This window comes from Streptomyces bathyalis (assembly GCF_015910445.1).
GTDB lineage: Bacteria > Actinomycetota > Actinomycetes > Streptomycetales > Streptomycetaceae > Streptomyces > Streptomyces bathyalis.
On the sequence record NZ_CP048882.1, the window covers coordinates 1,972,525 to 1,998,711 of the forward strand.

General features: G+C 70.8%; 19 protein-coding genes and 2 pseudogenes. 9 read left to right on the forward strand and 12 right to left on the reverse strand.

The window, feature by feature from the left end; translation table 11 throughout:
• Positions 1-86 precede the first annotated feature (86 nt).
• Positions 87-611 (reverse strand): LOG family protein, encoded by a 525-nt coding sequence (locus G4Z16_RS08455; RefSeq protein WP_197354253.1) that lies wholly within the window; start codon positions 609-611, stop codon positions 87-89.
• Between the two features lie 22 nt (positions 612-633).
• Between G4Z16_RS08455 and G4Z16_RS08460 the strand changes: the two genes are divergently transcribed.
• Complete coding sequence (locus G4Z16_RS08460; RefSeq protein ID WP_246530741.1) at positions 634-2,655, forward strand: NAD-binding protein; 2,022 nt, start codon at positions 634-636, stop codon at positions 2,653-2,655.
• A gap of 93 nt (positions 2,656-2,748) precedes the next feature.
• Here G4Z16_RS08460 and G4Z16_RS08465 read toward each other — a convergent pair whose 3' ends face one another.
• Positions 2,749-4,485 carry a glycine/sarcosine N-methyltransferase gene (locus G4Z16_RS08465; protein WP_484600477.1) on the reverse strand — a complete coding sequence of 579 codons (1,737 nt, stop codon included), beginning with the start codon at positions 4,483-4,485 and terminating at the stop codon, positions 2,749-2,751.
• 221 nt (positions 4,486-4,706) lie between these two features.
• On the opposite strand from G4Z16_RS08465, the gene G4Z16_RS08470 reads away from it, so the two are divergent.
• Positions 4,707-5,720 (forward strand): rod shape-determining protein, encoded by a 1,014-nt coding sequence (locus G4Z16_RS08470; protein ID WP_028435305.1) that lies wholly within the window; start codon positions 4,707-4,709, stop codon positions 5,718-5,720.
• A gap of 138 nt (positions 5,721-5,858) precedes the next feature.
• Here the strand turns inward: G4Z16_RS08470 and mnmA are convergent, their stop codons facing one another.
• Complete coding sequence (gene mnmA, locus G4Z16_RS08475; RefSeq protein ID WP_197350205.1) at positions 5,859-7,085, reverse strand: tRNA 2-thiouridine(34) synthase MnmA; 1,227 nt, start codon at positions 7,083-7,085, stop codon at positions 5,859-5,861.
• A gap of 131 nt (positions 7,086-7,216) precedes the next feature.
• Here mnmA and G4Z16_RS08480 point away from each other — a divergent pair, with 131 nt between their 5' ends.
• The gene (locus G4Z16_RS08480; RefSeq protein WP_197350207.1) at positions 7,217-7,897 is read left to right on the forward strand and encodes an N-acetylmuramoyl-L-alanine amidase; all 681 of its coding nucleotides are present in this window, start codon (positions 7,217-7,219) and stop codon (positions 7,895-7,897) included.
• Positions 7,898-7,915: 18 nt separating this feature from the next.
• Here the strand turns inward: G4Z16_RS08480 and G4Z16_RS08485 are convergent, their stop codons facing one another.
• From G4Z16_RS08485 to G4Z16_RS08505, 5 genes are all read right to left on the reverse strand, one after another.
• Positions 7,916-10,654: a penicillin acylase family protein gene (locus G4Z16_RS08485; RefSeq protein ID WP_197354256.1), complete on the reverse strand. Its 2,739-nt coding sequence runs from the start codon at positions 10,652-10,654 to the stop codon at positions 7,916-7,918.
• A 325-nt stretch (positions 10,655-10,979) separates the two neighbouring features.
• On the reverse strand, positions 10,980-12,182 hold the full coding sequence (locus tag G4Z16_RS08490; protein WP_197350209.1) for a beta propeller repeat protein: 1,203 nt from the start codon (positions 12,180-12,182) through the stop codon (positions 10,980-10,982).
• Positions 12,183-12,353: 171 nt separating this feature from the next.
• Positions 12,354-13,952 (reverse strand): pyridoxal phosphate-dependent decarboxylase family protein, encoded by a 1,599-nt coding sequence (locus tag G4Z16_RS08495; RefSeq protein WP_197350211.1) that lies wholly within the window; start codon positions 13,950-13,952, stop codon positions 12,354-12,356.
• On the reverse strand, positions 13,942-15,363 hold the full coding sequence (locus tag G4Z16_RS08500) for an MFS transporter (RefSeq protein WP_197350212.1): 1,422 nt from the start codon (positions 15,361-15,363) through the stop codon (positions 13,942-13,944). Before G4Z16_RS08500 ends, G4Z16_RS08495 begins: the two co-directional genes overlap by 11 nt.
• 163 nt (positions 15,364-15,526) lie before the next feature.
• A complete protein-coding gene (locus G4Z16_RS08505) occupies positions 15,527-16,705 on the reverse strand; it encodes a cysteine desulfurase family protein (protein ID WP_197350214.1) in 1,179 nt (392 codons plus the stop codon).
• 219 nt (positions 16,706-16,924) lie between these two features.
• Between G4Z16_RS08505 and G4Z16_RS08510 the strand changes: the two genes are divergently transcribed.
• Entirely contained in the window at positions 16,925-18,346 is a 1,422-nt protein-coding gene (locus tag G4Z16_RS08510) for a hypothetical protein (protein ID WP_197350216.1), read from the forward strand.
• A 21-nt stretch (positions 18,347-18,367) separates the two neighbouring features.
• Here G4Z16_RS08510 and G4Z16_RS08515 read toward each other — a convergent pair whose 3' ends face one another.
• On the reverse strand, positions 18,368-19,102 hold the full coding sequence (locus G4Z16_RS08515; protein ID WP_197350218.1) for a Clp protease N-terminal domain-containing protein: 735 nt from the start codon (positions 19,100-19,102) through the stop codon (positions 18,368-18,370).
• Positions 19,103-19,201: 99 nt separating this feature from the next.
• Between G4Z16_RS08515 and G4Z16_RS08520 the strand changes: the two genes are divergently transcribed.
• On the forward strand, positions 19,202-20,014 hold the full coding sequence (locus G4Z16_RS08520; RefSeq protein ID WP_197350220.1) for a prepilin peptidase: 813 nt from the start codon (positions 19,202-19,204) through the stop codon (positions 20,012-20,014).
• A gap of 158 nt (positions 20,015-20,172) precedes the next feature.
• Here the strand turns inward: G4Z16_RS08520 and G4Z16_RS08525 are convergent, their stop codons facing one another.
• Positions 20,173-20,649 carry a Dps family protein gene (locus tag G4Z16_RS08525; RefSeq protein WP_197350222.1) on the reverse strand — a complete coding sequence of 159 codons (477 nt, stop codon included), beginning with the start codon at positions 20,647-20,649 and terminating at the stop codon, positions 20,173-20,175.
• Positions 20,650-20,841: 192 nt separating this feature from the next.
• Between G4Z16_RS08525 and G4Z16_RS08530 the strand changes: the two are divergent.
• The 3 genes and pseudogenes from G4Z16_RS08530 to G4Z16_RS33235 all read left to right on the forward strand — a co-directional run.
• A pseudogene (locus G4Z16_RS08530) lies at positions 20,842-21,724 on the forward strand (alpha/beta fold hydrolase).
• Positions 21,725-21,879: 155 nt separating this feature from the next.
• Positions 21,880-23,244, forward strand: coding sequence for an acyltransferase family protein (locus G4Z16_RS08535; protein WP_197350224.1), 1,365 nt, complete (start codon positions 21,880-21,882; stop codon positions 23,242-23,244).
• Positions 23,245-23,395: 151 nt separating this feature from the next.
• A pseudogene (locus G4Z16_RS33235) lies at positions 23,396-23,522 on the forward strand (IS5/IS1182 family transposase); the annotation flags it as partial.
• Positions 23,523-23,531: 9 nt separating this feature from the next.
• On the opposite strand, the gene G4Z16_RS08545 reads toward G4Z16_RS33235, so the two are convergent.
• Positions 23,532-24,311, reverse strand: a complete 780-nt coding sequence (locus G4Z16_RS08545) for an SDR family NAD(P)-dependent oxidoreductase (RefSeq protein WP_197350226.1) — start codon at positions 24,309-24,311, stop codon at positions 23,532-23,534.
• Positions 24,312-24,659: 348 nt separating this feature from the next.
• Here G4Z16_RS08545 and G4Z16_RS08550 point away from each other — a divergent pair, with 348 nt between their 5' ends.
• The gene (locus G4Z16_RS08550; RefSeq protein ID WP_197350228.1) at positions 24,660-25,382 is read left to right on the forward strand and encodes a dienelactone hydrolase family protein; all 723 of its coding nucleotides are present in this window, start codon (positions 24,660-24,662) and stop codon (positions 25,380-25,382) included.
• A 176-nt stretch (positions 25,383-25,558) separates the two neighbouring features.
• On the opposite strand, the gene G4Z16_RS08555 is transcribed toward G4Z16_RS08550, so the two are convergent.
• The gene (locus tag G4Z16_RS08555; RefSeq protein WP_197350230.1) at positions 25,559-26,095 is read right to left on the reverse strand and encodes a hypothetical protein; all 537 of its coding nucleotides are present in this window, start codon (positions 26,093-26,095) and stop codon (positions 25,559-25,561) included.
• Positions 26,096-26,187: the final 92 nt, after the last annotated feature.

Consider the following 26,187-nt stretch of genomic DNA (forward strand, 5'->3'; position numbering starts at 1 on the left):
ATCAGGGACTACGGCGCCAGGAGCCGAAGCGCCGGAGTCGGACACGGCCGGCCTCGTCCGGCTCCCGCGTGGCCGCCACGGCTCGTTCACGCCTCCAGCAGACGCAGCGCGCTCGCAGCGTCGTCGGCGAAGGCGACCAGCTCGGAGAGCGGCAGAGGGAGGAAGCCCTCGGCCTCCATGCGTTCGAGCTGCTGCCGCAACCCGTCGTAGAAGCCGGCCGTGTTCAGCAGCACGACGGGTTTGGCGTGGAGGCCGTGCTTCTTCAGCTCCAGGATCTCCGTGGCCTCGTCCAGGGTCCCGGTGCCGCCGACCATGATGACGAACGCGTCGGCGCGCTCCAGCAGTTGGGCCTTCCGTTCGGCCAGCGTCGCGGTGACGATCATCTCGTCCGCCTCCGCACGTGCCGCGCCCTGCAGGAATTCCACGGAGATGCCCACGAGGCGCCCTCCGTGACTGTGGACTCCGTCGGCGACGACCTTCATCAGCCCGACATCCGATCCGCCCCACACCAGGGAATGTCCGCGGCTGCCGATAAGCTCGGCGAACTCGCGGGCCGACTCCGTGTATACGTCGGCGAGTTCGGCCGCGGAGCAGAAGACGCAGATGTTCAGGGGGGAACTGTCCTTGGAGACCATGGACAGCAGCCTAGGTCGCGGCCTGCGCGGACACATGGTGGTCTGCGGTGACAACGCTCTCGCTCTGCGGGTCACCAAGGAGCTGGCCACGGTCTACAGGCAGCACGTGACGGTCGTCCTGCCCTCGCTGCGCGGGGGGAGCCACGGCCCGCAGATCGCGGGGCTCACGGAGAGGCCGGGGCTGTCGGTCGAGACGGTCGAGGCGCGCGTCCCCGACGACGACGCGCTCATACGGGCGGGCATCGAGCGGGCCAGCGCGCTCGCGCTCACCTCCGGCGACGACCAGCTGAACATCTACATCGCCCTGCGGGCCCGCCGGATCAACCCGCGCGTGCGCCTCGTCATCCGGATGTTCAACCGCAACCTGGGCCAGTACCTGACCGATCTGCTGGACCGGGCCGCACGGCTCAGCGGCAACCGGCGGTCGGGCGGCGGTGCGGCGCAGGGCGCGCCGTCGGACGCCACGACGACGGTCCTCTCCGACTCCGACACCGCCGCGCCCTCGATCGTCGCCGCGGCCGTCGTCGGCAGCGACAAGGTGCTGTACGCGGACGGGCTGCTGCTGCGCGCGAAGGAACGCACGCTGCGCAACGTCGACCGCCGCAATCCTCTGTGCACGCTGGCGCTGATGCCCGCCCCGGAGGACGACGAGAACGACGAAGGCTCCTCCGACGAGGACTCATCCGACGACAGCGTGAGCGAGGGTGCCGACCACGCGGAGACGAGCGCGGCGAACGGCGAGGGAGCGCCCTCATCGAGCGGCGACCGCCCCCGCCGGGGCCCCGTACTGCTCCCGGGCGAGGAGGACCTGAGGGGCCTGCCGCCGGACCGGGAGGCCGTCGTGCTGGAGGCGATCACGCGCAGGGCCAGCCGCCCCGCCGCCGTCCGCGCCCCGCGGCTGCCCCGGATGCTGGCCTTCAAGGAGCTGTTCTCGAGACGTCTGCGGTACTCGCTGCTGGCCATGACCGTGGTCGTGTTCATCCTCGCCGCGGTGAACTGGGGGATCAGCCGCGACTCCCCCTTGCACGCCGGCTATGTGACGCTCCTCGACCTCTTCGCCATCAACGAGCCCAAGCTGCACGAGCCGCCGGGCGAGCAGGTCCTCCAACTGCTGGCCGGACTGGCCGGGATGATGCTGCTGCCGCTGCTTCTGGCGGTGGTCCTGGAGAGCTACGGGTCCTTCCGCAAGGCGGCGGCCCTGCCGACACCGCCTCGTGGGATGTCCGGGCACGTGGTGCTGGTGGGCCTGGGCAAGGTCGGCAAGCACGTGCTGGAGCGGCTGCTGGAGCTGAACATCCCCGTGGTGTGCATCGAGCAGAACGACGAGGCGCGGGGCATCGCCCTCGCGCGCAGGCGCCGGGTGCCCACGCTGATCGCCGACGTCACGGAGGACGGCGTCCTGGAGGAAGCCAAGATCAAGCGCAGCCGCGCCCTGCTCGCCCTCACCAGCTCCGACGGCATCAACCTCGAGGCATCGCTCAACGCCAGGCAGATCAAGCCCCAACTGCGTGTGGTGATGCGGCTGTTCGACGACGACTTCGCCGCCACGGTCTACCGCACGCTCCGCGACACCTATCCCGGCGCTCAGACCCGCAGCCGAAGCGTCTCGGCGCTGGCGGCTCCCGCGTTCGCCGGAGCGATGATGGGACGGCAGGTTCTGGGGGCTATCTCGGTGGGCCGCCGGGTGCTCGTCTTCGCGGCCGTCGAGGCGCGCGGCAACCCACTCCTGCAGGGCCGCACGGTCGAGCAGGCGTTCCAGCCGGGGGCCTGGCGGGTGGTGGCCCTGGACACGGCCTCGGAGGACGAGCGGCAGCAGGACCTGTCAACGGTCTCATCGACCGGCGCCGGCGAGCTCGAGTGGCGCCTGCACCCGGGGTACGTACTCAAGGACGGCGACCGCGTCGTGGTCGGCGCGACCCGCCGTGGCCTGAGCCGGCTGCTGGCGGCCGGCCCCACGCGCGAGAGGCCGCGCATCCCGGGGACCGGTGAGCACCACTTCCCGGATCCGCGCACGCCGTGACGCGCCCCCCGGAGGGGGTCCCCCTGCGCGCATGCGAGGGGGACCGTGCCCCGCCCTCGGTGGGAGGGCGGGAACAGACAGCAAAATCGTTTCTCAAAGCCTGAAGTGGAAGATTCCCCAGGTGAGTTGACGCTCGCTGCCGCCGTTGACCCAGTGCCCCAGTCCCTTCTTCATGTTCGTCAGGTACTCCGAACTCACCTTGCCGGCAAGCCCGTCGATGCCCTCGGCCTCCTGCCGCTCGGTCTCCTTGAGCACGCGCCCGTAGTGGTTGACGAGCTGCTCGCGGTGCTCCTCGAAGCCGCCGCTGCTGGCAGGGCTGAACCCGAGCCGCGCCAGCTCACGCCGGTAGAAGCCGGGCGAGCCCATCGTGTCCAGATGGATGCGCTCCAGGATCGGCTTCAGTACGGCCGTCGAGGTGCCGTCCGCGGCCATCGGGTCGGTGAAGACGAGCTGACCGCCCGGCTTCAGCACCCGCGTGATCTCCTCCAGCACCCGCGTGCGGTTGCCGCTGTGCAGGAAGGCGTCCTGCGACCAGACGACGTCCACGCTGTCGTCGGGGTAGGGGATGTTCTCGAAGGAACCGTCCACCACCTCGATCTTGCCGGTGAGACCGCGCTGGGCGTTCAGCTCACGGTTCCGCTCGTTCTCGACCTCGCTGAGGTTGAGCGCGATGACGCTGCTGCCGTACGTCTCGGCCACGTAGCGCGCCGAACCGCCGTAGCCGGCACCGAGGTCGAGCACTACCGACGACTCGTCCAGGTCGAGCTTCTCCGCCATGCGCTGGACCGTACGGCGGCTCGCCTGGGCGATGGGCTCGTCATCGCTCTCGTAGAGGCCGATGTGGATGTCCTCGCCGCCCCACACCGAGGCGTAGAACTCGTCGGCGTCGGAGGAGTTGTAGTACGTACGAGCGGTGCTGACGGCGGCTGAGTATGCACCCTCGCCTTCCTCGTCCATGCGGTACTCCTTCTCCGCAACATGCACAAAGAAGTCCGGCTGCTCCTCACGGTAAGTGTGCTGGAAGTCGCCGTAGGTTTCTATGTGCTGGAATCCCACCTCCGACATGAGCCGGCGGGTGTAGTCCTTCCGCAGCGGGAACATGTTGAGGTGGTAGACGGAGTTGTCGGAGAAGTTGTACCGCATGCGGCACAATCCCTCGTCCAGGTACTCCGGTTCGACCGCGACGTCCTCGCCGCAGTAGTAGTACGTGTGCTTGCTGGAGAATCCACGGTCCAGCATCGCGTCGTAGTTGCGCTGATCCAGGACGAGCACTCCGTCGTGCTTCAGCATCGCGTAGAACTCGGCCAGCGCCTTGCGGCGGTCACGCTCCGAGAAGAGGTGCGTGAAGGAGTTGCCGAGGCAGACGATGGCGTCGTACTCCCCGTGCACGTCCCTGTTGAGCCAGCGCCAGTCCGCCTGGACGACGCGGAGTATGTGACTCCCGTTCTCCATTCCGTTCTTGAACGCCTTCGACAGCATGTCTGCGCTGCCGTCCGCACTCACTGCATCGAACCCTGCTTCCAGGAGTTGCACGGAGTGGAACCCGGTCCCCGTGGCGACATCGAGCACACTCTTCACGCCTCGCTTGCGCAGCAGGTCGATGAAGAAATTGCCCTCACTTTGTGAGCGCTTTTCCCAGTCAATGAGAGAGTCCCACTTGTCGACGAAGCTTGGGACGTATTCCTCCGTGTAGTGACCGGTTTCCCGGACGTCGACGGGGTTCTCTCCGAATTCCTGCGTCGGTCGCGCGGTAATGGGGTACCTCCGATTGCTGAGAGGGTGGCCTACGGCGCGGCCGACCCGGGACGCCAAGGCTTCAGTCACGGGCACCGCGCGCTCGGACTCCAGCGCATACCTATCCACTCACGCCCGGGCCTATGCCACCGAACCGAACGATCGGCTCCTTGTTCGACCGGGAACCGCGCTCCCACCAGCGCCTTTGCGATCTCAGGTTTCCGGAGGCCGAGTTGTCCCGAAACCAGGACAGTTGGGTATGCTGCAAGCCCAGCTAGACAATTCGGCACACCCTGCACCGAACACGGCGAGAACACATGGCGAAGAGCACCTCGTTCAGCACGCGTGACATCGGCATAGACCTTGGCACGGCCAACACGCTTGTGTACGCGCGCGGACGCGGCATCATCCTCAACGAACCGTCCGTCGTGGCGGTCGAGTCGCGGACGGGAAAAGTGCTCGCCGTGGGCACCGAAGCGAAAGAGGCAGTGGGCCGTACCCCTGGCTCCATCACCGCGACGCGCCCCCTCAAGGGAGGCGTCATCACCGATTTCGAAGCCACCGAGGGAATGCTCAGGCATTTCATCCGCGCGGCGAGGGTGGGGCGCGGCAGAGGGCCGAGGGTCGTCGTTTGCGTGCCGAGCGGTGTGACGGGCGTCGAACGCCGCGCCGTATTGCAGACGGCCGCGCGTGCCGGAGCGCGTTCCGTGCATCTCATCGAGGAGCCGATGGCGGCCGCGATCGGCGCCGGACTGCCGGTGCACGAGGCGCGCGGTTCGATGGTCGTCGACATCGGCGGCGGCAGCACGGAGGTCGCGATCATCTCCCTGGGCGGCACGGTCGTCACGCACTCCGCCCGGGTCGCCGGGGACGCTCTGGACGCGGCGATCGCGTCGTACATCGAGCAGAACTTCGCCATAGGGGTGGGGGAACGCACCGCTGAGGACGTCAAGATGTCGATGGGCAGCGGCGTTCCGACGCCGGTGCGCGGCCGGGACAAGGAGACCGGCATGCCCAAGACGGTGGAGCTGAGCGAGGAGGAGATCCGGGACGCGACGGAGAAGCCCGTCGCGGCGATCGTCGACGCGGTGCGCGCCGCCTTCGACGCATGCCCTCCGGAGCTCTACGGCGACATCATGGAACGCGGCATCGTCCTCACCGGCGGCGGAGCGCTGCTGCACGGCCTGGACGAACGCCTGGCGAAGGAGACGGGCATGCCGGTGTTCGTCGCCGAGGAGCCGCTCAGCTGCGTCGCGGTGGGCACGGGCCGCTGTCTCGAGGAGTTCGACAAGCTGGAAAAGGTGTTCAGCGGGACGGTCCACGGGGCGTAGGCCCGCCGGACTCGGGCCGGGCAAGGACCGGCAGCGGGGAGCTCCCTTTCGCGGGCGAGCTCCCCGTCTCTGTGTCCGGGTGCGCCGGCCACGGACGTACCCGGCGCTGCGGTCCGGGCCCTTGGACGCGGACGGCTGTCAGGACTGGCTGACGCCCGCGCCCGCAGGGCGTGCGCGCTCCGTCGAGGCGATCGTCGCGGAACCGATCACGCGCGTGCCGTCGTAGAGCACGATCGCCTGGCCGGGGGCCACTCCTCGCATCGGTTCGGTGAAGCGGACCTTCAACTCCGCTCCGTCCTCCGCCGGTTCGGCGCTGACCTCGCACTCGCCGCCGTGCGCGCGCAGTTGGGCCGTGTACGTGCCGGGCCCGGCCGGAGGCGTGCCGCACCAGCGGGGCTTCACGGCCGTCAGCCCCGTCACGTCGAGCGAGGCGGCCGGGCCCACGGTGACCGTGTTGTCGACCGGCGAGATGTCCAGCACGTAGCGAGGCTTGCCGTCGGATGCGGGGTGACCGATGCGCAGGCCCTTGCGCTGGCCGATGGTGAAGCCGTACGCGCCCTCGTGGGTGCCGAGCTTGTGACCGTCCTCGTCGACGATGTCGCCCTCGGACGTGCCGAGACGGCCCGCGAGGAAGCCCTGGGTGTCGCCGTCCGCGATGAAGCAGATGTCGTGGCTGTCCGGCTTCTTCGCGACGGCGAGGTCGCGCCGCTCCGCCTCTTCCCTGATCTCGTCCTTGCTCGTGAGGGTGTCGCCGAGGGGGAACATGGCGTGCGCTAGCTGACGGGCGTCCAGCACGCCCAGCACGTAGCTCTGGTCCTTGGCCGCGTCGCTGGCGCGGTGCAGCTCGCGGGTGCCGTCGTCGCGGGTGACGATCGTGGCGTAGTGCCCGGTGCACACGGCGTCGAAGCCCAGTGCCAGCGCCTTGTCCAGCAGCGCCGCGAACTTGATCTTCTCGTTGCAGCGCAGGCAGGGATTCGGGGTGCGGCCCGCCTCGTACTCGGCGACGAAGTCCTCGACGACGTCCTCGCGGAAGCGCTCGGCCAGGTCCCAGACGTAGAACGGGATGCCGATGACGTCGGCGGCGCGGCGCGCGTCGCGGGAGTCCTCGATCGTGCAGCAGCCCCGGGCGCCCGTGCGGAACGACTTCGGGTTGGCGGAGAGGGCCAGATGCACCCCGGTGACGTCGTGGCCCGCGTCGACGGCGCGGGCCGCGGCGACGGCCGAGTCGACGCCGCCGGACATGGCGGCGAGCACACGCAGCCTGGGGCCACCCGCGGCCGGAGGCTGGGGGGTGGTGCCGGAGGTGCCGGCCCGGTGGGGGGCGCCCCCGGCGGGAGGCCGGCGGTGGCTGGAAGCGTCAGTCATAACCCGTCCAGCGTAGACGGAAGGGCACCCCGGACGGTAAGCGAGTTACGACCGCGGCAAGCGCTGTGCGGGTGCGGCAAGCGCTGTGCGGGTGCGGAACCGGGACCGTGGCCGCATGCGTTTGCAGAGGTATGGCTTCGATCTCTCGGCGCGCTGCGCTCATCGGCGGCGGCAGCGGTGTGGTGCTTGCCACCGCGGCTGCTCTGACCTGGGACAAGACCTCACGCCTGTGGTGGCGGCTGCCGGGTGTCGACAAGCAGCGCAAGAAGGGCGAGGTGGATCAGCCGGGTGTGACCTGGATCGCGGCTTCGGAGGCGAACCTCCGCTTCGCGGACCGGCCCGACGACTACGTCATCGACCGGGTCGTGATCCATGTGACCGAGAGCGACTTCCGAACCGCCGTGAAGGTCTTCCGCGATCCGCTGCACGCGTCGGCCGCGCACTACATCGTGCGCGCGAGCGACGGGCGGACCGTGCAGATGGTGCGCGAGCTGGACGTCGCGTACCACGCGGGGAACCGCGGCTTCAACGAGCGGAGCATAGGCATCGAGCACGAGGGCTTCGTGGACCGCCCGCAGAACTTCACCGAGGAGATGTACCGCTCCTCCGCCAGGCTCGCGGCCCGCATCTGCGAGCGGTACCGCATACCCGTCGACCGGGAGCACATCGTCGGTCACAACGAGGTCCCCGGCGCCGACCACACCGACCCGGGCCGGCACTGGGACTGGAAGCGCTACATGAGCTACGTGCGCCAGGCGCGGGACGAGGCTTCCCGGAGTTCCGGGGGTTCCGGAGACTCCGGGAAGGCCTGAGGTGCGGGCGCCGGCGGCTCAGCGGCGGGCGGGGAACTCCACGACCTGCTGATAGGTGGGCCGGTTCTGCCAGGCGATCCGCGGTACGGTGATGCCGCCCATGGCCCGGTGCACGATCGAGTCGGCGCACACCTGATCGCCGGGCTCGCACTCGTCGTCCCCCGGGTACGTCTTCTCGGCGGGGGTCGCGGCCGCCTCGGACAGCGTCGTCAGGAGCATCGTCCGGCACTTCTCCAGCGAACCGCCCCCGCAGTACGGCCTGTCGAGGGGTGAGCCGACGTCCTCGCCCTGCACGCTCCGCAGGTCCTTCTGGACGAAGGACCACCAGCCCGTCTGGAGCGACGAGCCCTTGTGCGGCTGGCTCGCGCCCACTCCGCCGCCGGAGTCGCCGCCGCCGTTCTGGCCGCCGGAGGGTGACTCGTTGATCGGCGCGAGCGACGTGAGCGACTTGTACAGCTCGTCACCGAGTGCGGGCTTGAACTGGCCCTCCACCAGCAGCGGCCACCAGGCGTCCAGCACCCTTGCGGCTTCGGCGTGTTCGTACTTGCCGTCGTCCTTCGCGGCCTCGCGGCGCTGCGACCCCGACTCCTTCCAGTCGCGCAACTGCTTCACCGTGTCGGCGAGTTCGGGGTCGGTGACCTCGGACGAGCCGATGACGTCGAGGAGTTCGGGCAGCACCTTCTCCGCGCGCAGGTCGACGGCCGCGGCCTCCTCCATCGCCTGGACGAGCTTCGCACGCGTCACGGAGCCGTCCTTCACGAGCGCCGCGACCCGGCTGTCGAGCAGATCGCCCCTGTGCACGGGGCCGTTGGCCCAGCCGGCGGAGTAGCCCCTGGCCTGCTTGTTGTTCCAGTTGACGAAGTAGCCCTGGTCGACGGACTGCGGATGCTCGGCGGGCGGCGTGACGGCGGAGGTGTTGGCCTCCGCGTCCCAGTCCTTCCACTCGTACGACTTGTCCGCCCGTATCGGCTGGTCCGGGTCGGTGTTCTTCGAACGGACGGGGTTGTCACCGGAGTTGTAGTACGCGGTGTGGTGAGTGTCCGCGTAGAACCAGTTGAAGGTGTAGCCGATGTCCTGCGCGGCCCGCTGGAAGCTGCGCGCCGAGGTGATGGCGGACGGGTCGTTGAACTTCTGGAAGCCGATCACGGAGTCGGCGTCGTGGTGGTAGGTCGAGCGCAGCGCGGTGAAGGCGACGGGCTTGCCGTCCACCTTGCCCGTGTGGCTGACCAGACCGTAGGCCGAGCGCAGACTCACCACGTCGTACGAGCCGGCCTTCGTGCCGTCCGCGAGCGTGGGCTTCCATTCGTTGTGCTTCGAGAGTTTCTCGAAGGGCGTGCACTTCCCGCGCAGCATGTAGCTCTGCGACTCGGTGGTGGGCTCGGCTCCCGACTCCTCGCACAGGTCGACGGCGAAGGTGTCGGTGATGTCCTGGCTCGCGGAGGTGGCGCTCCACGAGTAGTCCAGACCGCGGCCGAGTTCCACGTAGAAGCTGAGCCCCGGGAAGGAGGCGCCGCGTGACCGCAGCCCCGGCCCGTCGAGTTCCTGCACCATCATGATCTGCGGCGAGTAGTAGCCGGTCTGCGGCCCGAACACGGCGACGGGATTACCGGACGCCGTGTGCTTGCCCGAGACCAGCAGGGCATTGGACATGCCCTTCTTCGAGGTGATCAGGTCGCCGGGCAGCACGCCCTTCGACTTCACCCCGTCGCCCTTGCCCGGCTTCTTCTTCGCGGCGGAGCCGGTGCCCTCCTCGTTCTGCGAGTGGTCGAAGGCCGTGACGGAGCCGCTCTCCGGGGTGGCCACGCCTCGCGGGTTCCGCGGCGACTGCGCGTACGGAAACTCCTTGCCGTGCGCGGTCGTTGTGGCCCCGGTGTCGTTCTGCGCCCGCCAGGCCGTGTACGCCTTCTCGCCGCCGGCCTTTCCGTACTGCTTCTCGAAGGCCAGCTTGGCCAGCGCGTTGCCGACCTCGCCGCCGCCTCCGTTGCCGAAGATGGCGCCGATCACGGATGCGATGGCGACGACGTCCGTGGCCGTGAAGTCCTTGATCTTCGAGCCGTGGCCGGTGAGGACGTACTCGCCGGGGTAGTTCAGCGCACCGACCGTGTCGTCGATGAAGGCGTTGATCCCGCTGACGTAGTCCTGGATGTCCTGATAGGCCTGCGCGCCCCGCTCGCCGGAGCCGCGAATGCGCTCGACCTGCCGCTGAAGATCGTCCTCCGTGTACGGGGCGGTGGCCCAGAGGCTCTGCTCGAGCTGCCGGTTGCCCTCCGCACCGCCCGCGAAGGACGACAACTCGCCGCGCCCGACGTGCCGCAGGACATCGATCAGCCACAACCGGTCCTGCCCGGCGGCGTATCCGGCGCCGAACTCCGTCCCGGAACGGGTCGTGCCCTTGATGTGCGGCGTCCCGGTGGCCTTGTCACGCGTGATGGTGACGTCGGCACGGGGCTTCTTCACGCTCTCGACCTGGTCCTCGGGCACGCCGAAGGAGGCGTCGTTGAAGTAGTCGGAGAGCTTCTCGTCGCTCAGGCCCGAGTACTCGTGCAACAGCTTGTCGTACGGGGCGAGTTGGTCCGCGGAGTGCTTGGGCCGGGTGCCGACGGCCTTGTGCAGGAGGATCTCCACGAGGCTGGCGTGGCCGTTCTGCCCGGCGGGGAGGATGTCGCGGCACTGGCTTCCGCACGGGTCCTCCGCCGCGCTGACCGCGGCTCCGTCCCCGGCTCGGGCACCGGCCGCGAACGCCGGCGAGCTGCCCATGAGCGGGGCGAGGAGTGCGGCAGCGGCGACAGCGGCGAGCACGCCGCGCAGCCTCGTGAGCCGGCTTCTTCTGGAACCTCCGGACGACGCACGGGAGTTGATCACCGGGATCTCCTGTGGGGGGTGAGACGCGGCAGCGTGCGACGAACGTTAACCCTCGGTACTACTCCTGGGTAGAGGCCGGTCGGCGGTATTTCGGCCGGGTCCGGGGATCGTCTCGTTCTCTCCGCCGGCGGCCCCACCCGCCCCGTAGGGTCCGTACCGCTCCCGGCGTCCTGCGCGCGGGCGCGCGGGGATGCGCCGGGAGCGGTCGGCTGGAGCGGGTCTAGCCGGCGTCGTAGCTCAGCACCGCGCCACGGCGGAAGTTGGCGTCGCCGTACGCGCCGAGCTCGATGACGCCAGCGCTCCACACCTGCCGCGTGCCGGGTACGAGGACCGTCTCCGAGGGCCAGAAGCGCTGCTTCTTGTCGACCTCTTCGACCTTGCCCGACCTGCCGGGCACCGGCTTGTGCTTGGCGATCTCATGGAGTTCGCCGTCCGCGGTCATCTGCCAGTAGCGGCCGAGCACCAGCCCGCCGGCACCGTCGGAGGCCGCCTCCATGGACGCCTTCTCCGCGGCCTTCGCCGGGGCTTCCTTCCACTTGCCGCCGTCCCAGCGCAGCAGGATGTTCTCCTCCTCGGGCTCGGGGCCGCCCTCGCCGTGGTTGAAGGTGTGGTTGCCCACCGCCCAGACCTCGTCCCCGGAGACGGCGACGACCGACTCCAGACCCGCGGTCTCCTCGGGCGGCGCCGGGTCGGGGAAGTGGTATTCGGGTGTCTTCGTGGTCTTCCACTCCGTGCCGTCCCAGTGCATGGCCGCGGGCTGGCTCATCGGCCCGCCGCCGTCCTCGGAGGTGTCGCGGAATCCGACGGCCCACACGTCGTCCGGTCCGGTGCCGCCCACCGCGGCGGCGTTGGCGGGGAGTTGGGACTCGGTCCACTTCTCACCGTTCCAGTGGTGTGCGGCCCTCTCGCCGCCGAGCACCCACACGTCGTCGGCGGCGAGGACCGCCGCCGACCGCTTGCCCCACGAATTTCCGGAGGGCGGGGCGTCCACCGACTGCCACTGCTCGCCGTCCCAGCGGAACGCGAGCGGCTTGCCGTCACCGCCGCTCTCCTGGCCGAACAGCCAGACGTTCCCGGGGGCGGACCCCTCGACCTGTGTGAGCGAGGCCTTTTCCGCACCCGAGGGGAGTCCGGCCTGCTTCCACTTGTCCCCCGCGCGGTGCAGCAGGACCTGTTCCGGGTCCCCGCCGCCGTCGTCCTTCTGCGAGGTTCCGATGGCCCAGCCCTCGTCGGCCGACACCGCGGCGACGTCCGTCAGTTCGGCGCTCAGGGACTTGCTGTAGTACGAGACGTCCATGGACGCGGCTGACGCCGACGCCCGCTGCTGCGGGGCGACTTCACCACCCATCGCGGTCTGGTACCCGACTCCCACCAGGGCGGCCACGGCGAGCGCGGCCGCACCCTTGAGATGCAACGGCTTCATGCTTCCCCTCTGGAATTGCGGTCTTCGCGCGCGGCCCCGTTTCCCCGAGTGGTCCCGTACTTCACGTCGCGCACGCGCCCCCGTGCGGTCTACTGACCGGACGACACCTCAGGCGGTGGCGGTTGCAGGGGCGTCGGACCGCATGACGATTGCCATGCAGGGCTACGGGGGTCAGATCCGGAAGATCGACCCGACGTACTCCGCCAGCAGACGTTCCTTGAGCGGCACGGGGAGCGCGTCCAGCAGGACGAGCACGGGGGCCATCCGGGCGCCGGTCCCGGCTTCGGCGCCGCCGCTGCCGGTCCTGCCGGTGCCGCTCGCGCCGCCGTCGCCGCCGCCGAGCCCGGCGAAGGCCAGCACGGCGGCGACCTCCTCCGGTCCGATCGCCACGGGATCCAGGGTCTCGGCGAGCCGCGCCAGCTCCGGGTCGACGCGCACAGGGGTCAGAGCGCGTGCGGCCGTCAGCGCCTCGCCCAAGTCGGCGAGCAGCGCGTCCACTTGGCCGACGGTCGCCGGGGTCAGCGTGAGATGCAGATTGGGCGGCATTCCGTCGAAGCCCAGCTGTGGCTGGAGGTACCAGCCGCGTATCCGCATCTCGTCGGCGAGGTGCAGCACGAGGCTCAAGTCGCCCTCGGCGGCGTGAGGTCCGGAGCCGGCGTCACCTGCTCCCTCGGCGTCTCCGCCTCCGGCTCCGGCTCCGGCTCCGGCTCCGGCTCCGGCTGCGTCCAGCGTGAACGCGACCAGCCCCGCAGCCGGCCGCCCGAGTATCCGCACGCCCTCGATCCCGCCGAGTCCGTCGAACAACCGGTCCGAGGCGCCCGCGACCTGCCGTGCCAACTCGGTGTAACCGTCCTCCCCGACATGCCTGAGCACCGCCCACGCCTGAGCGAGCAGCCCCGCCGACTTCGTGCCCTGCACCGTCGGATTGACGACGGGGTAGCCCGGCCACCCCGCGTGCGCGAAGTACTGGTACCTGCGCAGCTCCGCGTCCCGGTGGAGCAGCACGGACGCGCCCTTGTCCGCGTATCCGTACTTGTGCAGGTCGACGGAGAGCGAGGTGACACCGGGCAACGTCAGCTCGAACGGCGGCACTTCACGCCCCGCGCGGCGCAGATACGGCAGCAGCCAGCCCCCGATGCAGGCGTCGACGTGGCACAGCACGCCCTGTTCCTCGGCGGCGGCGGCGATCTCCTCGACCGGGTCGATGACCCCGTGCGCGTAGGAGGGCGCGGAGGCGACCACCAGCACGGTCCGTTCGTCGATGGCGGCGGCCGTCGCCGCGGCGTCTGCCCTGTACGTCTCCCTGTCGACGGGCACGACCATGGGTTCCACCCCGAGATACGCGGCCGCCTTGTGGAACGCGGCATGGGCGGTGGACGGCAGGACCATGCGCGGCTCGCGCACGTCCCGCACGGCCCGTGCGTGGTCGCGTGCCGTCTTGACCGCGAGCAGGATGCTCTCCGTTCCTCCGCTGGTGAAGGTCCCCTGCGTGCCGGGCCCTCCCAGCAGGGCGGCGGCGCTGCGCACGATGTCGTTCTCCAGGCGCGCGACGCTCGGGAAGACCGTCATGTCCAGGCCGTTGACGGTCGCGTACGCCGAGTACGCCGCGGCAGCCAGTTCGTCGAGCCCCTTCACACCGGCGTCGTAGACGTACGCGAAGGTCCGGCCGCCGCGGGTCGGCGCGTCGGCCTCGCGCAGCGCGCTCAGTTCGGCGAGCACGTCGTCGGCGGGACGGCCCTCGGGCAGGCGGGAGGCGGATTCAGCTGTCACGGTCGGTCTCGTCCTCCTGGGTCTCGGGGGTGGTCACGTCCGGTGCGGCCGTCAGCGGCTCGTCGGCATCCTCCCGGTACCTGTTCAGCAGCCACAGGCTCGCGAGCGCCAGCACGGCCGGCAGCAGGCTCATACCGAGGACGATTCCGGTCAGCGCCGAACCGGGCTGCTCCACGGCGTGTGCCGCGTCGGAGGACCGGAAGCCGCTGACGGCCAGGACGGCGGCGAAGGCACCCGCGCCGAGAGCGAACGCAAGCGTCTCCACCGCGGTCCACAGCCCGGTGAAGGTCGCGGCCCGCTGGCGTCCCGTGCGGACGGCGTCGGCGGCCAGGTTGTCGGCGAGCATGCGCAGCGGCAGCAACTGCATCCCGCCGTAGGCGACTCCGACCGCGGCGATGGTCGCGTACGCCGGCCACGCGCCGCCCCACGGCGTGAGGACGAGCACGACCGTCGCGCCGAGGAAGACCCAAGAGGCGCAGAACTGTGCGTACTTGACGCCCCGCGCACGCGCGAGCCGGTTCCACAGCGGCATGACGAGGGCCAGCGGGCCGATCATGCAGACGAACAGCGGTGTGACGGCGCCTGCCGAACCGAGAACGTAGGTGGCGAAGTACTGAACTCCCGCCAGCATCACGCCGATTGCCAGGGCCTGCGCCGTCCACATCCCGGCCAGATACAGGAACGGCTTGTTGCTGCGGGCGGCGGTGAGCTGTGCGCGCAGGGAAGGTTCGGCCTTGGTGTACGTGACCGCCGGCGCCCTCCGCGTCCCGGCCCACGCCGCGAACATCCCGAAGGCCAGCACGGCCGCCACGGCCACGCCCATCAGCCGGTAGCTCGCCGGGGTGTCACCGCCCGCATGAGCTATGGCCGGCGCCGCCGCACCGGACAGCAGGATCGCCACACCGAGGAAACCCACCCGCCAGGCGAGCAGTCTGCCCCGCTCGGCGCTCTCGTCCGTCATCTCCGCGGGCATCGCCACGTACGGCACCTGGAAGACGGCGTAGGACGTCGCGGCCAGGAGGAAGAGCAACGCCACGTAGACGGCCGCGGCCGTGCCGCGCAGCGGGGGCGCCGCGAAGAGCAGCGCGAACAGCGGCGGCAGCGTGCACGCCCCCGCCAGCAGGAACGGGCGGCGCGGCCCGCCGCGCAGCCGGCTGCGGTCGCACAGGACGCCGACGACCGGATTGACCAGGACGTCCCAGACCTTGGGGAGGAAGAGCGCGAGGCCGGCCACCGCCGCGGGGACGGCCATGACGTTGGTGAGGTAGTAGAGCAGCAGCAGCCCGGGCACCGTGGGGAACGTCCCGGTGCACAGCGACCCGAGCCCGTAGCCGAGTCGCACGGAGGGGGGCAGCGGCGCGCCGACTCCGCGTGCCGGTGCGTGCGCGTGATTCCGGGGTTCACCGCCCACTGCGCTCTCCTTCGCCGCACCCGTGACGCGAGTGTGCCGCTCATCGACCGGTGTGCGGGGCACACCGGTCGGGTGCCTCAGTCAACGGCACAACGGTCCGGGCGTCCAGACGGTGATCGGGAAATCACCTCCCGGGAAGGGCCGGAGAGGGGCGGGCGGTGGTTCAGCTGAGGCCCGCGCCGCGGGCGCGCTCGACGGCCGGACCGATCGCGGTGGCCAGCGCCTCCACGTCCGCCTCGGTGGAGGTGTGCCCCAGCGAGAAGCGCAGCGTGCCCCGCGCGAGATCCGGATCGGCGCCCGCGGCGAGCAGCACATGGCTCGGCTGGGCGATCCCCGCCGTGCACGCGGAACCCGTCGAGCACTCGATGCCCTGCGCGTCCAGCAGGAGCAGCAGCGAATCGCCCTCGCAGCCGGGGAAGGAGAAGTGCGCGTTGCCGGGGAGGCGGCCCGCCGGTTCCGGGTCGCCGTTGAGCACCGCATCGGGAACCTCCGTGCGTACGCGCTCGATCAGCTTGTCCCGCAGGGCACCGATGTCCCGCTCGAAGTCCGTGCGCCGCTCGGCGGCCAGCTCGGTGGCCGTGGCGAAGGCGGCGACCGCGGGCACGTCCAGCGTCCCCGAGCGCACGTCGCGCTCCTGGCCGCCGCCGTGCAGCAGCGGCACGGGCGTCTGCTCGCGGCGCAGCAGCAGCGCGCCGACACCGTACGGGCCGCCGATCTTGTGGCCGGTCAGCGTCAGCGCGGCGAGCCCGGACGCGGCGAAGTCCACCTCGATCTGGCCCACCGCCTGCACGGCGTCGGCGTGCAGCGGGACGCCGAACTCCTCGGCGGCACCGGCGAGTTCCACGACCGGCATGACCGTGCCGATCTCGTTGTTCGCCCACATCACGGTGGCCAGAGCGACGCTGCCGGGGTCGCGCGCGATCGCGTCGCGCAGCGACCGCGGATGCACCCGGCCGTACTCGTCGACCGGCAGCCACTCCAGGTCAGCGCCCTCGTGATCGGCGAGCCAGTGGACCGTGTCCAGGACCGCGTGATGCTCGACGGGACTGGCCAGGATGCGCGTACGGGCCGGGTCGGCGTCCCTGCGCGACCAGTACAGGCCCTTGACCGCGAGGTTGTCGGCCTCCGTCCCGCCCGCCGTGAAGACGACCTCGCTGGGCCGCGCGCCGAGTGACGCCGCCAGCGCCTCTCTGGCCTCCTCGACGGTGCGCCGAGCGCGGCGGCCGGACCCGTGCAGTGACGAGGCGTTGCCGGTGACGGCGAGTTGGGCGGTCATCGCCTCGACCGCCTCGGGGAACATGGGCGTCGTGGCGGCGTGATCGAGGTAGGCGGAGCGAGCCATGATTCCTCGATTCTACGTACGTGGGTGGGCACCTGCGTGCGGCGGGAAGGCGGGTGGCCGCCGCGGGCGGCATCGGCCCGCACCCGCCTGACTGTTACTGTTCCAGCACCGCTACCGGGGGCGACGAGCCGGGACACAGTCCGTCACAACACCCCTGTGTGCGGCGGTATTCCACGTGGGCGCTGGGTCACAGGAGAACAGGGGCAGGGGGGTGGCGCGATGCCACAGGTGCGGGTGCTGGGCAAGGGCGCGCGGATCACCGGGGGGATCTTCTGTCTCCTCTTCGCGCTGCACACATGGATCTGGGTGCTGAGGGACTTCCTCGAACTCGACTTCGCCGACACCTGGAAGGTGTGGACGGGGGCGCTCGGGCCGACTGCGGCCGGGCTGACGGACATCCCCGCCACCACCGCCGACGACGTCGGTCTCGGCCTCCTCCAGATCGCCGCGTCCTTCGCCGCCCTCACCGGAGCCTGGTCGGCCGGCGGTCTCCTCGCCGTCACCACGGTGCTGACCCTCGCCTGGCGGCTGCCCGTGATCTGGCATGCGGGCCTGCACTCGGAGACGTCGGCGTACTACGCGCTCCAGGGCTTCTACGACGACCCCTCGCTGGACGCGGCATGGTCGAGCTGCATCGGGGTCGTGCTGTTCTGCCTGCCGCTCGCGATCGTGCTGATGGCAGGCATCCGGCAGTGGACGGGGCAGCCGGCTCGGACGGCACAGCCGTACGGAACTCCCGCGCAGGCATACGGGCAGCCGTACGGCCAGCCGTTCGGGCAAGGGATGCCGCCGCAGCCTCCGCAACCCCTGCAGCCTCCGGAGCCGCTGCTGCCGAGCGAGTGCCCGCAGCGCCCGACCGGAGTGCACGCGCTCGTGGCGGCGGTCTTCTTCGCCGTGCTGCTGATCTTCAGCGTCGGCTGGAGCATCCACGCGTTCGCCACGGCGGGCGCCGACTACTGGTTCCGCCTCTTCACCGGCCGGGGCACCGTCTTCACGCTGCTCGACGTGTCCCCGGGCTGGGACTGGCTCACGCTGATCTTCGTGGGCGGCGCCGCCTGCGTGGTGGCCATGCTCCGCGCTGTCTCCGCCCGCGGCTTCTCCCTGGGCCTCGCGATCGTGCTGCTGCCGCAGGCCGTCACGGTCCTGTGGGGATACATCCAGAACGGCTTCTTCGAGCTGGGCCACGCGGCGCCGGTCGTGGTCCTCCTCGGGCGCTTGGAGATTCTGATCACGCTGGCCGGAGCGGTGACGCTGATCGTGCTGGCGCTGCGCCCCGGCGTCCCGGCACAGCCCGGGCCCGCGCCGGTCGCGGGCGGAGCGCCGCCGTTCGGAGCGTTCCCCGCCCAGGCTCCGGGACAGCCCCCGATGCAGGCACACGCCCAGCCGTACGTCCCGCAGCAGCCGGGGCCCGTCCCCGCGGGCCCTGGTCCTGCGGGGACGGGCCCCGCGGGCGCCGCGTATGCCTATCCCCCGGCTCAGCCCGCCGGCCCACCGCCGAGCGGGCCCGCCGCCGCGACGCCACCGGGCCAACCTCCCGGGACGCCGCCGCCTCCGGCAGGGCCGCCGCCCTCGGCGCCGCCGTCCCAGGGCGGTGGCGACGGCGCCCCCGGCGGCACGTTCGGGCCGCCGCCCGCGTACTGAGTCCGGGGCGGGCCACGCTCGTCAGCCTCCGGCAGCGGCCTCCAGCGCGGCGGTGACCTCGGCCTCGGCGGCCGCCTTGTCGACACCCAGGCCGGTGAGCGTCCCGTCCCCGTCCTCGAGTTCCAGGAGCGCGAGGAGGATGTGTTCCGTACCGACGAAGTTGTGGCCCAGTCGCAGCGCCTCCCGGAAGGTGAGCTCCAGCGCCTTCTTGGCCCGCGCGTCGAAGGGGATGAGCTCCGGCACCTCTTCGGCGCCCTCCGGCAGCGTCCCGGTCACCGCCTCCCGGACGGCTTCGAGGGACACCCCTCGCGCGACGATGGCCTTTGCGCCGATTCCCTCCGGTTCGCGCAGCAGGCCGAGAATCAGGTGGCCGGGTGTGATCTCTGTGTTGCCCGCACGCCGCGCCTCGCTCTGGGAGCACACCACGACGCTCCGTGCCCGCGGGGTGAAGCGGCCGAAGCCCTGCGAGGGGTCGAGATCGGCGCTCTCACCCGGCACGGGGGCCTTGGGCACGAAGCGCTTCTGGGCCGCCTGCCGCGTGACGCCCATGCTCTTGCCGATGTCCGTCCAGGACGCACCCGAGCGGCGGGCCTGGTCCACGAAGTGGCCGATGAGGTGGTCCGCGACGTCACCGAGGTGATCGGCGGCGAGCACGGCGTCCGAGAGCTGGTCGAGTGCGTCGGAGTGGACGTTCTTGATGGCCTCGATCAGGTCGTCGAGCCGTACCCGACCGGCCATGGGAATGGAATCCGTCATGTGGCAACCTTAGGTTGACACGTTGGAGAGCGTCAACCCGTAGTTGACACCTGCTGCGCTCCGGGTGACCGCACTGTCCGATTCAGGGGGTGGACGCCGATGCCCGTACTCGTCCCGCTGCTGACGATGTGCGCGGCGGCGTACGGCGCTGCCGCGGGCTCTCTTCTGCCGCGCGCCGTCTACCGGTTGGCGGTGCCGCCGGAGGCGCCGTGGCGCGGAGCATGCCCGGCGGGGCATGAGCTCACCGGCGCCGCACGCGGGTGGCTCGGCCGCGCGCGCTGCCGGTCGTGCCCGCCGGCGGCGGTGGCGGCGGTCGCGGAGAGCAGTGGCCCAGGAGTGGCCGCGGCACCGCACGAGGTCTCGCGGTCCTTCGGCGTCTCCGCCCGGCCGTTCACCGTCGTCTGCGCGTCGGTCTGCGCGGCGCTCGCTCTTTTCGTGGGCCCGCGGCCGGAGTTGGCCGTCTGGCTGCTGGCCGCTCCCTTCGGACTGCTGCTCGCCGCCGTCGACGTCCGGGCCCAACGGCTCCCGGACATACTGACGTTGCCGCTGGCCGGGGCGACCGCCGCCCTGCTCGGCCTCGCGGCACTGGCGCCACACGCAGGCGGCGAGTGGACGGGCGCGCTGCTCGGCGGGGCCGTCCTCGCCGCCGCCTACTTCGTGCTGTTCCTGCTCAATCCCCGCGGGATGGGCTTCGGCGACGTGAAGCTCGCCGCCGCTCTCGGCCTCGCCCTGGGCTGGTACGGCTGGGACGTCCTCTTCGCGGGGACGTTCCTCGGCTTCCTGCTCGCCGCCGGCTACGGACTGGTGCTGGTAATGGGCAGGCGGGCGAGGTGGAGGACCGCTGTGCCGTTCGGTCCGTTCATGCTGCTGGGCACGCTGGCGGGGGTACTGCTCGGGGGTGCCACGGTCTGACGCGGCGCTCTCCCCGGGCCGGCTCCCCGCAGACCGCCTCCCGCAGGTCCCGCAGACCGGCTCCGGCCGCCGTTCCGCGGCGACCGGAGCCTCTCATGCCCGGGGAACCCTCATCACGTCCGGGCCGACGGGACCCGGAGCCACCCCGGACGTCCTCCTCAACTGCCGTTCTCGGCCTGGAACATCCAGTGGTGCTTCTCGAGATCGGCAGTGAGCTGTATGAAGATGTCCTCCGTCACGGGGTCCGGTTCGCCCACCGAACGCATCCGCTCGCGGGCGCCGCCTATGGTCGCCTCCAGGGCCTTCACCATCGTCCGTACCGCGTCGGTGTCCTTCTGCCAGCCCTCCGCCACCCGCTCTATCGCGCTCGTCGCCGCGACGGTCGAGGAACGGCCGTCCGGGGGCAGACCGAGCGCGGACGCCCGTTCGGCAACGGTGTCCGAGTACGAACGCGCGGTGGCGACCACGTCGTCGAGCTGGAGATGGATGGACCGGAAACGGGGGCCGATCACATTCCAGTGGATCTGCTTCGCGACCAGGGAGAGATCGACCAGGTCCACGAGCTCACCCTGAAGGGCTTCGCCGACGGTCTTCAGGTCGGCGTCCGGGAGCGTGCTCTTCACTGCGTAGGTCACAACCTTCTCGCTTTCTCTCGGCCGGCCCTGTATTTCTCGGATGCCGGGTATCCGATCGAGCGGCCGCGATTCATCACGCAGCGGATCCACGCCGACCGGCAATAACCATGCGGGTCCAAGCAGTTACCGTCCGCCATCACGGCAGTCCGCAAATGCCGTGCATGTCCGTCCCGCCTTGCGGAGACTGTGCGGATGACGGAACGCGACGCCGGTGAGGCCGGCGGCTGGGCCTCGGCCCTGGACCGCACATACGAGAGCTCGTCCGGCGCCGTGCGGTGGGGCCGGCTCGGCCCCGCGGACGGGCCCCCTGTCGTGCTGCTGCACGGAACGCCGTGGTCGTCGTACACGTGGCGCGCCGTCGCCCGCGCGCTGGCGCAGACGTTCCGCGTCCATGTGTGGGACATGCCGGGCTACGGCACCTCCGCGAAGTACGAGGGCCAGGACGTGTCGCTCGCCGCGCAGGGCCTGATCTTCGCCGAACTGCTCGGCCACTGGGGCCTGTCGACCGCGGGGGCACAGCGGCCCGCGGTGCTGGCCCATGACTTCGGCGGCTGTGTCGCTCTGCGGGCACATCTGCTGCACGGCGCCGAGTACGGCCGTCTCGCGCTCGTCGACCCGGTCGCCCTGGCCCCCTGGGGATCCCCGGCCTACCGGCTGCTGGGCGAACAGGCAGAGGTGTTCGGCCAGTTGCCGCCCGCGCTGCACGAGGCGCTGGTGCGCGAGTACATCCGCTCGGCGAGCGCGCACGGACTGGCCCCCCGTGTGCTGGACGGGCTGGTGGCTCCGTGGCTGGGCGAGGCGGGCCAGAGCGCCTTCTACCGGCAGATCCGCCAGAACGACCAGCGCTTCACGGACGAGATCGAGGGACGCTACGGCGAGATCCGGCCGCCCGTGCTCGTCTGCTGGGGCACGGCCGACACCTGGATCCCCGTCGACCGCGCGCACCGGCTGGCGGGTCTGATCCCCGGGGCACGGCTCCAGTTTCGTCGAGGGCGCCGGACATCTGGTGCAGGAGGACGCTCCGGCCCAACTGACAGCCGCACTGGTGGAGTTCCTGCACGTCACGGAGGCGTAGCGACGCGGCGGCAGTAGCGGATCCCCGTCGCGGCGCGGGCGGGATCGCCGGTCGTTGAAGGCAAAAGGTACCCGCAACTCTCCTCGCTCTTCGCGAAATCGCTGCATCGTACAGAAAAACTCCGGACGCCGAGCTCCGCTTCTAGCGTGCGGCAGATGCTGCAGGCCGGTACCGAACGCACCCCGCTCCCCCCGCTGCGTGCTGAACCCGCCGCCGCTGCCCGTGAGTTACCGGCCCGAGCGCCGGACCACGCGGACGGTGTGGACCGTACGCACGGGGCGGATCGCCCCGTCCACGTGGAGGAGGAGCAGGCGGGAGAGAGGGACGGACCGGCCCGCGACCCCTATCTCGACAACGCCAAGTACCTGACCATCGTGCTCGTCGCCGTCGGGCACGCGTGGGCGCCGCTGACGATCGGCAGCCGCTCGACCACGGCGCTGTACTACCTGCTCTACACGTTCCACATGCCGGCGTTCGTCATCATCTCCGGCTATCTCTCCCGCCGTTTCGAGTGCCGGCCACATCAGATCCGGAGGCTGCTGACGGGCCTCGTCGTCCCGTACGTCGTCTTCCAGACGCTCTTCACGTTCTTCATGCGGTGGGCCGCGGACGATCCGGACCGTGAATTCCGTTACCAGGAGCCGGCGTTCGCCCTGTGGTTCCTGGTGGCGCTGTGCCTGTGGCGGATGACGACGCCTCTGTGGAGGGCCCTGCGGTGGCCGCTGCCAGTGGCCGTGGCCATCGCGGTCGCGGCGAGTGTGACGCCCAGCATCAGCGACGATCTGGGACTGATGCGGACGGCGCAGTTCCTGCCGTTCTTCGTGCTGGGGCTCCGACTGCGGCCCGAACACTTCGAGTTGGTGCGGCACCGCGCCGTGCGGATCCTCGCGGTGCCGGTCGCCGCCGGTGCGCTGGTGGTGTCGTATGCGGCCGTGCCGTACATCTCCGGAGCCCCGTTCCTGCACGACAAGGACGCACAGAGCCTGGGTCTCCCGTCGTGGCTGGGAGCGGTGATGACGCTGACGGCGTTCGGCTGTGCCCTGGTGATGACGGCGTGCTTCCTGTCCTGGGTCCCGCGCAGGCGCATGTGGTTCACGTCCTTGGGCGCCGGGACGCTCTGCGCGTACGTGCTGCACGTCTATCCGGTCCAGTACGCCAAGGAACTCGGCTGGTTCAAGCACGAGGGGGCGCAGCATCCGCTCGACCGCTTCGCCATCACCGTGATCGCGGCCGGGCTCATGACCCTTCTCTGCACGGCGCCGGTGCGGCAGGGGCTGCGCTTCGTGCTGGAGCCGAGGATGAAGTGGTTCTTCACCACGCAGGCGAACGCAGCCGGCGCGAACGCACCGGCCACCGACGCACCCGCTCCGAACACTCCGGCTCCCGGCGCACCGGCTGCGAGCGCGCCCCAGCTGCCGCCCGCTCCCTCCGCCCGCGCCCTGGAACTGCCCCCGGCGCCGCCGAATCCGGCCGGGGACGCCGAGGACGGGAACCAGAGCACGGCACGTGGCGGCCCTTAGACCGGGTCCTCCGTGGTGAAGCGGTCGTTCGGCTCAACATGGGCCGGGGTACATGGGGTTGGATTGTTCCGGACGGTCTGTGTGAGATCGCGGAGCCGCTGATCCCGCAGTCCAAGGTGCGACCGCAGGGCGGCGGAACCCAGGACATACCTCGTGGCTGTCGGGTTACCGCAGGCTCAGCCCCCCGCTACGAGCGCAACTCCCGCAACCACCTGGCCTTTCTCGGTCTCCCCGCAGCCCTGTGCTGCTGCAGGCGATACATCCGTCTCACCTCATAGGACACCGTCTCAGCCCTCGCCTCGGCCCTGGTCCGGATCGTCGTTGAGTACGCGCGGCGGATGGCCGCGATCGAGCACGATCGCTCTGCCGACCGCGGCGTCGTCCGTGATGAGCGCGACGACGTGGTCGCACAGTTCCCTCAGCGGTACGAGCGGCGGCTGCGCTGCCCGCTCTTGCTCGCTCATGGCAGCCAACTCCCGCCGCGCACGGTCCGTTTCGATCCAGTCGGGCACGACGCAGTTGACGCGTACGGAGTGTGTGCGCCGCAGGTGTACGAGCGAGGTGCTGGCCCGAATCAGGCCCGCCTTGGCTGCGGCGTACTCCACGGACTGGTGGTAGCCGGTGCCCAGCCCCGCCGTGGAGCCGATGTTGACGACGGCTCCGCTGCCGCGCCTGCTCATGGTGCCCAGGACCAACTGGGTGGCGAGCAGGGGCATGCGCAGGTTCAGGTCGAGGAGGGCGCCCCACTGCGCCGGGGTCGCGTCGGGGAAGTGCGGCGGGATGTGGCCGCCGCCGCCCGCATTGTTGACCAGGATGTCCACGCCGCCGAATGTCTCAACGGCGAAGTCCACCGCGGCCCCGACCTCGGCGGCATCGGTCAGATCGGCCTGGCGGAACACCCCTTTCCCGCCCCGGTCACGGATGCGGCGCAGTGTCTCCTCGCCCTCCCGCGCCGCGATGTCGACCAGTGCCACGGCCGCGCCCTCGTCGGCGAGCCGTTCGGCGATGGCCTGGCCGCTGCCCACGGCAGCGCCGGTCACGATGGCGACCTTGTCCTCGATCCGCATCCGCGATCACCTCCACCGGCGGGCCGTATGTGTCCTGCGCCCGGATGGTCCCACGCCGTGGATGCGCTGCGCTGTCTTGCGTCGGTCCCTCGAAACATCCGCCTCACCACACAGGACACCGCCTTGGACCGGGTCCTGTGCCGTGAGGCGGCAACCGGCCGCGGAGCCTGCGCAAAAACCCGTTGGCGGGCCGTTGCGACCGCTGCTAGCTTTCCGGCGGCCGTGCGAGAGGACGAGGAGGTGGTACCCGTGAACGCAGTATCGACATGGGTGCTCCCCTCCGGGGTCACGGTCGGGCGATAGGTCGTCCGGGAGCGCCGTTCAGGAGCACTCCCGAAAGGCACGACCATGCGATTCACTTCCGAACAGCGCCACGACGACGGCGTCCTCGAACGCGAATTCGTTCTCGGCGAGATCCCCGGCACCCTGTGGACGCCTGAATCCGCCGCACCGGCCCCGCTGATCCTGATGGCCCACAACAACGGCCTGCCCAAAGGGGCTTCGCGGCTGGTGGCGCGGGCCCGGCAGTCCGCGGCGTTCGGCTACGCGGTGGCCGCCATCGACACTCCCGGGTGCGGCGACCGTCCCCGTTCCGCCGCCGACGAGCAGGTCCGCGCCCACCTCCGCCGAGCGATGGCGGCCGGCGAGCCCGTCGACGAGATCTTCGAGTCCTTCATCGGCCCTCTGGTCGAGAAGGCGGTCCCGGAATGGCGGACGACCCTGGACGCCCTCCTTCCGCTGCCCGGGATCAGCGGCCGGGTCGGGTACTCGGGGTGGACCGCCGTCGGCATTCGGCTGGCGGTGGTAGAGCCGCGCATCGCGGCCGCCGGCTTCTTCGCCGGGGGTTACGTGCCCCGCACCCAGCGCGAGGAGGCCCGGCAGGTCAGCATTCCGCTGCTGTTCCTCCTGCAATGGGACGACGAAGGGAACCCCCGGCAGCGGGCACTGGACCTGTTCGGCGCCTTCGGCGCCAAGGAGAAGACGCTGCACGCCAATCCGGGCGGGCACACCGGCACGCCGTGGTTCGAATTGGAGGACGGGAACCGGTTCTTCGCCCGGCACCTGAAGTGAGGCCGGGCCGCCGGGCAGGCAGCAGACGCTGAGTGGTGCCGGTCAGGACGCCGCTCAGCCGTTCGCCGTCCGGGCTGCCGCCCTCCCCCGTGGGGCGGCAGCACCGTCGTCACCGGCAGGAGCCGGCCGGCGCCGGTCGGACGGCGGTCCGACCGGCGCCCCCGCGTGGAACGGGCTCAGCAGTTACGGATGCTCCACACGGGCGTCCAGTCGTAGTCCGAGTCGCCTTCACCGGGACCGACGGCCAGCAGATGGTTGCCGGTCCTGCCGTAGAAGTGCGCTACGGCGCCGCCGGTCTGGGAGTTGCGGTAGGAACCCGACCCCACGAAGTTGGACAGCGCGTAGGTCTCGCAGTAGTAGAGGAAGAAGACCGCCACGTCCCCCCTCGTGGGGTCGTAGGCAGCGACGCACAGGTTCCCGCTGTCGCATGTGAGGCTGCCGCCCAACGGCACGTGCACGATCTTGTTGGCTTTCGGCCAGGTCGTCGGTGGCTCCGCGAGCACGGATCCGGCCGGGAGCGCCGACTCTCCCCCTGAGCCCTGCGGCACGGAAGCTGCCGCCGGCGGCGACGCGGGCACCGTCAGGACCTGCCCGGCGTCCTTCTTGTGGGCGTTCTCCGAAGAGGCTGCCTGGGCCGGTGCGGTCGTGGCGAACACGGCCGACAGCAGGCAGGCCAGCCCGATGACGGCATGGATGGAACGTCTCTTGCGCATTCCGTGAATCCCCCCTGTGATGGCGGAAATCGGGCCCCGCGTGACGAATGCGGACCGTTTCCGTGCTGACAGGCTGGCGTCGGACCTCGCGG